Below are 6114 nucleotides of genomic sequence, written 5' to 3' on the forward strand. Positions count from 1 at the left end.
GGAATAGGGAATGGGCAATGGGCAATGGGCAATGGTTTCACCCCTCTGTCGAGGGAAAATTTGGTGCTGTTGTCGGCGAAAAGTTCAGGATACAAGAGGGGGGTAGTATAAAAACCTTGCACTTGTTGGGTCGAAAAATGGTTTGAAACTCCTACCTGGTCTACCTTACACATTTATACAGCAAGCCCTAATTATTGATTATTAATTATGAATGATGACTTTTCCATTGTAGTCTGACTACTTATTATAGTAATTCAAAAGCAGACTACCCGCTTCGTCCAAGGTTTCGCCAAAGGTTATGATTCCTTCTTCATGTCCCGCCATTACCAGAATCTTTTTTGCCATCAGATTCTCTTGGTCAAATAATCGGAGAATTTCTCGTGCCATTTCCGGGGTGCCGTAGGGACAATCTTGGGCGGTGGTGGGGACTTGGTGGATTAATTGCTGCCACAGGGGGAGATTGTGAACGTGAATAATTGCGTTAATTGTCGGATTTGCCGCATAGAGAGTGGCATGAGTTAACGCTTCCGATGAGGCTTGGATGGGTCCTGTGCAGGTTAAAGAATTCTGGTCTAAATCAAAATCGGTGACAATAGTATAGTGATGTTCTGTTAATCTGGAAAGACTACCTGTTTTTGTGCCAGAGATGATAAACTCACCAGAGGGCGTATAACGAATACTGAGATTACCAAAACCAATCCCATTTTCATACATGCCGATTAGGTTCAATTGATAGAGCTTATCGCGCCATTGATTAATTTCTGCAATCTTTTTATAGGGAAGTGGCTTTGTCTCAATCCAATGGCATTGATACTTAACGTAACCTTCATCGATCATAGTCTTTCCTTCCTATCGTTATTGGTAATGACGAGGGAACAGGGAATAGGGAAGAGTGACAAAGGACAAAGAACGAATGACCAAACTGCGGTAGTCTAGAGTAGGTGACTCTTTATATTTGTTTGACGCGATCGCTCTATGTCCTCCACTGTTACCAGTCCTGCTCGCACGATTCGTATCGGTTCCCGCAAAAGCCAATTGGCTTTGGTGCAAACCTATTGGGTACAGGAACAACTACAAAAACACTACCCGGATCGGGACTTTGAAGTCCAGACGATGAGTACCCACGGGGATAAAATCTTGGATGTGGCACTCTCCAAGATTGGTGATAAGGGACTCTTTACCAAGGAATTGGAAGTAGGGATGCTGAATCAGGATATTGATTTAGCGGTGCATTCCCTCAAGGATTTGCCCACTGCGTTACCAGAAGGATTAGTCTTGGGGTGTGTCACGGAACGCGAAAACCCCGCCGACGCATTGGTACTTCACGCCAAGCACCAAGGTAAGCAACTGGATACGCTTCCCGAAGGTGCGGTGATTGGCACCTCATCCCTGCGGCGTTTGGCGCAATTACGCTACCACTTCCCCCATTTCACGTTTAAAGATATTCGCGGAAACCTGAATACCCGACTCGGAAAACTGGATGCTGGAGAGTTTGACGCTTTGATTTTAGCCGCCGCCGGGTTAAAACGATTGGATATGAGCGATCGCATCCACCAAGTTATACCCTCGGAGATTTCCCTTCATGCTGTGGGACAAGGGGCGTTGGGCATAGAATGTCGGGGGGATGATCCAGAAATCTTGGATGTACTCAAAGCTATTGAACATTCCCCAACCGCACAACGGTGTTATGCAGAACGGGCATTTTTACGAGAACTCGAAGGCGGTTGTCAAGTCCCCATTGGCGTAAATACAGAGATCAAGGGAAATAATCTAATTCTCACGGGTATGGTTGCCCGTTTAGATGGGACAAGCTTAATTAAAGATACCGTGACTGGAGAGGCGACTGAGGCGGAAGCCTTAGGGGTTGAACTGGCTCAACTATTACGTCAGCAAGGGGCGCAAGAGATATTAGACGAAATCTTCGCTCAAATTCAGCGATAAGGTAGGGGCGCACAGACGTAGACGTGCGCCCTCTCGGATGGCGATCGCGCTACGACGACGAGACTCCTATATCGTTATCGCTGTACCATCAAACTTGGTCAGCGAGAAACAGCTATCTTCGTTATAGGTCAGCTTTTGCTCCTGCAAAATCCCGATCGCGATCGCTTCTCCTAATTTTACCGATTCGGTGTAGTCTGTCCGCCAGTGTACACCTGCCATGTTGCGACCAATGGAAATATTTGCCGCTAGCTTATTCAATTCTCCGCCTACAGTGAGAACCTCTGTACCCGGTCCACTATAGGGAATGTAAGACACCAACTTCGTCCCATCTTCATTCGGAACCATTGGCTTTGGTATCTGATAAGACTCATCAAACCACGCCTTTAACATCGTCACACAAGCCCCCGCCACTGTTGCATGTCCCGCACCGTAAGCCGGATGAGTCGGTGATCCTTCTGGAAACACTTGCGGTAGCAGATAATTACCATTTTTATCAAACATCGCTTTAAGTGCCTGAGAATTGAGAATCTCTGGATGAATTGGATACTCCGCCTGTCCCGTCATAAGATTGTGAATCAGTCCACCAAAGGCTTCAGGGCGCAGCCGCCGATGCACAAACCATTTTTGATACCAAACGGCTTTTAAGGCTCGCGTCGCCACTTCTGTGACTAAACTGAGGATATGCGGCCCACCAAACGTACCAAACCCATCCTGATTTTCTGAGGTGAGATAGAAATTCCCCCGATCAAACGGTGCGCCCATATCCAATAAAATCAAACAAGCATTCAAATAAGCTTGATAGAGGGCATCAAAATGCACATAATTGCCTAAATCTCGCATATTCCGAATATAGCGCGGCACGTCGTCACATTTATCCTGACCACTGAAATCAAAGCCATTTTGCACCGCCAACCACATTTTATAATCGGTCATAAAGTCGCTGTTGGGAACAACCGTTCGTTGGCGTTGGTTAATTTTCAGCGTGCCATATTGGATATCTTTGAGCAGAAATTGCGAGATAAAAGGACCAACCACATCTCCCGGCGTAGATCCTCGGAAAATCACATCCGGTGTCACTTTACCATCTTCTTTTGGTCCCCGGAAATCTGAACAGTTTGAGAGTTCTTCGGCGGCTTTTTCAATGTCGCAGTTATCGCGAAAGTCGGTAAAATTCACTTCTCGTAATAGCGCCATCCAGTAAAGTTCGATGGCTTCACAAGCATTTTCTGCCCCATCGATACGGGGAGCAGGGCGAATCGTTACTGACTGAGCATCGGGTCCTTCTAAGTCAAAGGCTAACGCGGCTTGCGGATTGATTAATCGACGACAACCTAGGCGTTTCTTTTCCTCGGAACTGGATTCGGATAACTCTGGTTTGCCGTGAGTACAGCCCCGTGGTATTGCCTCAAAATCGTCAGGATTGCCACTACACAAGGCTTTGAGTAAGAGGCGATAAGCTTTTGGGTCTACTTCACCTAAATCGTTATGGGGTAAACCTTTGGAATAGTTGGCAATATAACTGAGTTCGTTCTCAGAGTTCCGATACGCCGACTCCTCACCATTATTTAAATGCTCAGGATGGGAGCGCAAAAAGGCAATTTCAGCCGCTTCTTCACGAACCTGGCGAGATAAGCTGCGACGGGAAAATATTTTCTTCATATTAATCTATCCTTGGAATAAGAAGCTTTATTCTTCAACAGCAATAGCAACCCATCCGGATAACTTCTAGGCCGGGTTCAACCTAAAATTTTCCAGCTAAACTTGATCCACCGTTGACCCACGGCAGACAAGGATACGGTTGCTCAGGTTAGAAGATTAGACTAATGGTAGAGGCTTCAATGACTCGCTGTCTATATCCCACATCTTTCTTTACGAAAACGGGATGCCACCTGATGCGATCGCTCACAAAAATGTATATAAGAATAAAGTATTAACTTTTTTGAACTACATCTTATGTAAGGGTTTGAGGGGTATTTACAGAACTTAATACAGTTGAGTTTATTTCCACCAACCTCGTTAAAATTACAACGTAGGGTTTCTCGCGGTAAACTGTTAAATCCGGTTCAAATCCCCTGTTTTAGTAGGGAACTCCTGTTTCCAACCCGGTCAGTTCATGGGCAGCAATACCCAGTGCAGCTGAGGAAGAATTCAGGAATCCGAGAAATGCCACAGCCCCCATTCCTCCTATTGCCCGTTACCTGTTTCCTCCCCTCACCACAATACTTATTCAGTAACCCCTAAGCTAAAATCACGCATCATCTTCTTAATCTCTATGTTGTGCATTTCCTCCTGACCAATTTGACCCCGGGCAAATTCTTCGAGATAGATGGAAGCATCTTCCACGACATCCAGAAGGTCTTTATAGAGATCTAAGGCTTTTTTCTCATGATTAAGGCTTTCCTGTAAAATATCCTGCACAGAATGTTGGTAAGTTTCCTCGATGGGCGCAATCTTTTGGCTGGGATGACCTTCTAAGCCTGTGATAATTTCTCCCACCTGTTGAGCGTGGAGTAGAGACTCACTAGCCTGTGCCTTAAAAAAGTTGACAATGGGAATTCGGTTGGGACCAATGATCATCAAGGAGTAATGAGTGTAACGCACGACGCCAGCCAACTCAAACTCCATAATGGTGTTGAGCAGGGCAATGGTCTTTTTCAGGTCAAGTTCTTTCATCATGTTGAGGTTACAGTATGTAGATTCACTGAGATCTGTTTTAGTTTATCTTTAAAGGACTCTAACAAATCAGCCAATCTACAACAGTTGCTAGAGAACATTTCGCAACCTCAGTCAGGGGAGATGGGGGAGATGGGGAAGCTGGGGAAGCTGGGGGAGCAAGATGCTCCCATTACGGCGAACCGCTTATTTTTGGGCATTATTCAAGTTCGCCCCGTCTAAGTTAGCTCCCGCCATATCTGCTCCTGCGATAGTGGCGTTGTTGAGATTGGCATTGTTTAAATCAGTATTGCTCAGGTTCGCGCCTTCCAGGTTGGCACTGTCTAAGTTGGCTCCTGCCAAATTCGCTCCCGCTAAATCTGCCCCGTTGAGATTAACGCCATTTAGATTAGCACCTTCTAAGTTAGAATGACTTAGATTTGCCCCTTCGAGATTGGCTCCTGCCAAATTCGCATTGGCTAAATCGGCATTGGTACAATCGGCACCTTTGAGATTTTTGCCACTCAAATCAGCGCCGTTGAGGGTTAAGCCTGCACATTTGAAGTTGCTGGGTGCGATATTGGCATCACTAACTGTAGTGGGCGGGGATATCGTCTCTTCTGTCTGGGCTGGCTGACTGACGGCGGCGTTGGTTACACTATTTCTCTGTAACAACCATCCAGCTAAGCCGAGGGCGATAAGTACGGGAAGTGCGATCGCGACCCCCATAACTAAAGGTTTACCACGTTTAGCTTTTCGGAGTTGAGCTTCAGCTTGGATGTTTTCTAGCTCAATCTGATGAATCGCCTCTTCCATAAACTCGGATGGAATTTGGGCTTCGGTTCCAGCATCGATTAGCTCTTGTACCGAATAACTTTGATTGTGCTGGGCATAGAGTTGAGCAGCTCGCGTCAAAACGTCTTGGGCTTGCTCTTCTGGAATTCGATGGTTTTGCAGTTTCATAGGAGTGTTAGTGTGAGTACAATGAGCAATTTCCAGATAAGGTGGCTGGTTCCGAAAAACGGAGAATAAATCGTCGTTAAAGGTTTCAGCGTCTGGCGTAATTTAACGGCGATAAAATTTATAAGCAGACAACCTTAAACTAGGTTGAATGCTTATTTAGACTTCGTGGGAGTAGTCACGCTTACTATCGAGGATAGCTTGATGTTGAGGCAATTGAAGGGTTTTCGGCTTATTTTTAAGAAAAAATCGTAAAATTTTACGTTGAGTTTAAAAACGAATCTATTTATTAAAGCGTTGATAAAGAAAACGGTGACTAGGGATTAGTCAAATTTAGCGGTTGGGATTTGGGCTTATTTTTACTACTGGTCTCTCCCTTTTGAAGAGGAACAGAAGGGGGATCGAAAAAGGGGGTACTACAGCAGGGCTAATTCATTGTGATGAGAGAAAATTAGGGCAACCAGGACTATTCATACCAAATCCGATTGCGAGAACCACCTTATAAATTAGAACAGCAAAATGCCATCAACAATGTTACATAAGGCTTTTACCGTTTTCAAA

General features: G+C 45.4%; 5 protein-coding genes. 1 reads left to right on the forward strand and 4 read right to left on the reverse strand.

Translation table 11 applies throughout. The annotated features are described in order from the left end of the window. Positions 1-237 precede the first annotated feature (237 nt). Positions 238-837, reverse strand: a complete 600-nt coding sequence (locus RID53_RS33030; RefSeq protein WP_446392122.1) for a class II aldolase/adducin family protein — start codon at positions 835-837, stop codon at positions 238-240. A gap of 138 nt (positions 838-975) precedes the next feature. Between RID53_RS33030 and hemC the strand changes: the two genes are divergently transcribed. Further along, on the forward strand, positions 976-1941 hold the full coding sequence (gene hemC, locus RID53_RS33035) for a hydroxymethylbilane synthase (protein WP_446392123.1): 966 nt from the start codon (positions 976-978) through the stop codon (positions 1939-1941). A 66-nt stretch (positions 1942-2007) separates the two neighbouring features. On the opposite strand, the gene RID53_RS33040 is transcribed toward hemC, so the two are convergent. From RID53_RS33040 to RID53_RS33050, 3 genes are all read right to left on the reverse strand, one after another. Then, positions 2008-3600 (reverse strand): vanadium-dependent haloperoxidase, encoded by a 1593-nt coding sequence (locus RID53_RS33040; protein WP_446392124.1) that lies wholly within the window; start codon positions 3598-3600, stop codon positions 2008-2010. Positions 3601-4164: 564 nt separating this feature from the next. After that, complete coding sequence (locus RID53_RS33045; protein ID WP_446392126.1) at positions 4165-4614, reverse strand: ferritin-like domain-containing protein; 450 nt, start codon at positions 4612-4614, stop codon at positions 4165-4167. A 186-nt stretch (positions 4615-4800) separates the two neighbouring features. Beyond that, positions 4801-5556 carry a pentapeptide repeat-containing protein gene (locus tag RID53_RS33050; RefSeq protein WP_446392125.1) on the reverse strand — a complete coding sequence of 252 codons (756 nt, stop codon included), beginning with the start codon at positions 5554-5556 and terminating at the stop codon, positions 4801-4803. Positions 5557-6114: the final 558 nt, after the last annotated feature.

This window comes from Coleofasciculus sp. B1-GNL1-01, from assembly GCF_040220235.1.
In the GTDB taxonomy this organism is placed as follows: domain Bacteria; phylum Cyanobacteriota; class Cyanobacteriia; order Cyanobacteriales; family Coleofasciculaceae; genus Coleofasciculus.

Coding starts and splice junctions, on each gene's coding strand:
- RID53_RS33030 (WP_446392122.1), bottom strand. CDS start 837: ATGATCGATGAAGGTTACGTTAAGTATCAATGCCATTGGATTGAGACA.
- hemC (WP_446392123.1), top strand. CDS start 976: ATGTCCTCCACTGTTACCAGTCCTGCTCGCACGATTCGTATCGGTTCC.
- RID53_RS33040 (WP_446392124.1), bottom strand. CDS start 3,600: ATGAAGAAAATATTTTCCCGTCGCAGCTTATCTCGCCAGGTTCGTGAA.
- RID53_RS33045 (WP_446392126.1), bottom strand. CDS start 4,614: ATGAAAGAACTTGACCTGAAAAAGACCATTGCCCTGCTCAACACCATT.
- RID53_RS33050 (WP_446392125.1), bottom strand. CDS start 5,556: ATGAAACTGCAAAACCATCGAATTCCAGAAGAGCAAGCCCAAGACGTT.